This is a genomic window from Gluconacetobacter sp., assembly GCF_047721585.1.
Classification (GTDB): Bacteria; Pseudomonadota; Alphaproteobacteria; order Acetobacterales; family Acetobacteraceae; genus Gluconacetobacter; species Gluconacetobacter dulcium.
Window position 1 is genome coordinate 1 of record NZ_JBDNXE010000247.1, and the last position, 2,147, is coordinate 2,147.

Annotated in this window: 2 protein-coding genes; both read left to right on the top strand. The window is 65.8% G+C overall.

Annotated features, from left to right (window positions below):
* Window positions 1-1,389 (top strand): succinate dehydrogenase flavoprotein subunit (gene sdhA, locus ABF821_RS20870; protein WP_415531454.1); only part of this gene is annotated, 1,389 nt, incomplete at its 5' end.
* 27 nt (window positions 1,390-1,416) lie between these two features.
* The coding region (locus ABF821_RS20875) for a succinate dehydrogenase iron-sulfur subunit (RefSeq protein ID WP_415531455.1) at window positions 1,417-2,147 on the top strand (731 nt) is incomplete at its 3' end.

Here is a 2,147-nt window from a genome sequence, read left to right on the forward strand (position 1 = left end):
GTGCCCCGCGCCTGCGCCGCCGCCGACCGCACCGGCCATGCCATCCTGCACACGCTGTACCAGCAGTGCCTGAAGCATAACGTCGAGTTCTTCGTCGAATATTTTGCCATCGACCTGATCATGGACGACGAAGGCGCCTGCCGCGGCGTCGTCGCCTGGTGCCTGGAAGACGGCACGATCCATCGCTTCCGCGCGCAGACGGTGGTGCTGGCGACCGGCGGCTACGGCCGCGCGTACCAGTCCTGCACCTCGGCCCATACCTGCACCGGCGACGGCGGCGGCATGGCGATGCGCGCCGGCGTGCCGACGCAGGACATGGAATTCGTCCAGTTCCACCCCACCGGCATCTATCCGGCCGGCTGCCTGCTGACCGAAGGCTGCCGCGGCGAAGGCGGCTACCTGACGAACTCGGAAGGCGAGCGCTTCATGGAGCGTTACGCGCCGACCGCCAAGGATCTGGCATCGCGCGATGTCGTCTCGCGCTCCATGACCATCGAGATCAACGAAGGCCGTGGCTGTGGTCCGCACAAGGACTACATCATGATGCATCTCGAGCATCTGGGCGCGGACCTGCTGCATGAGCGCCTGCCCGGCATCGTCGAGACTGCGCGCATCTTCGCCGGCGTCGACGTGACCAAGGAGCCGGTGCCCGTCCTGCCGACCGTGCATTACAACATGGGCGGCATTCCCACGAACTATCATGGCGAGGTCATCCGCCCCACCGCCGACAATCCCGATGCCGTCGTTCCCGGCCTGATGGCGGTGGGCGAGGCCGCCTGCGTGTCGGTGCATGGCGCCAACCGCCTGGGCACCAACTCGCTGCTGGATCTGGTCGTGTTCGGCCGCGCCGCCGCCAAGCGCGCCGCCGAGCTGATCAAGCCGCTGGAGACCATCGCGCCGCTGCCGCCCAAGGCCGGCGAGGCCGCGCTGGACCGTCTGGACAAGCTGCGCAACGCCAAGGGCGGCACCCACGTGTCGGCCATGCGCGACAAGCTGCAACGCACGATGCAGAAGCACGCGGCGGTGTTCCGCAATTCCAAGAGCCTCGCGGAAGGTGTCGAGAAGATCAAGGAAATCTGGACCGAGGTGCCCGACATCGCGGTTTCGGACCGGTCGCTGATCTGGAACACCGACCTGATGGAAGCGTTGGAGTTCGAGAACCTGCTGGCCAACGCCACGGTCACGATGGCGGGCGCCGAAGCCCGGCACGAGAGCCGCGGCGCCCAGGCCCACGACGACTATCCGGACCGTGACGACAAGGAATGGATGAAGCACACCGTCGCCCATCTGGACGACAAGGGCGGCGTCACCCTGACCTACCGCCCGGTGCATATGAAGACGCTGACCGACGAGGTCCAGGTCTTCCCCCCCAAGAAGCGCGTCTACTGAGCGAAGCGGCGGAAAAGGAACGAGACGATGGTCGAATTCAGCCTGCCAAAGAACAGCACGATCGGGAAGGGCCGCATCTTCCCGGCCGAGCCCGGTGCCAAGAACGTCAAGCCCTTCCGGATCTATCGCTGGAATCCTGACGATGGCGCCAACCCGGTGGTCGACACCTACGAGCTCGATCTGGACAAGATCGGCCCGATGGTGCTGGACGCGCTGATCCACATCAAGAACAACGTCGACACGACGCTGACCTTCCGGCGTTCATGCCGCGAGGGCATCTGCGGCTCGTGCGCGATGAACATCGACGGCGAGAACACGCTGGCGTGCCTCAAGCCGATCAAGGACGTGAAGGACGCGGTATCGATCTATCCGCTGCCGCACATGCCCGTGGTCAAGGACCTGGTGCCCGACCTGAACGGCGCCTATGCCCAGCTCCGCTCGATCGAGCCCTGGCTGAAGTCCGACACCGCGCCGCCGCCGGATTCCGAGCGCCGCCAGAGCATCGAGGAACGCGAGAAGCTGGACGGGATGTGGGAATGCATCCTGTGCTTCTGCTGCTCGACCTCCTGCCCGTCCTACTGGTGGAACGGCGACCGGTATCTCGGCCCGGCCACCCTGCTGGCAGCCTATCGCTGGATCGCCGACAGCCGTGACGAGCATACGGGCGACCGGCTGGATGCGCTGGAAGATCCGCTGAAGCTGTATGCCTGCCGCACGATCATGAACTGCACCCAGACCTGCCCCAAGGGCCTGAACCC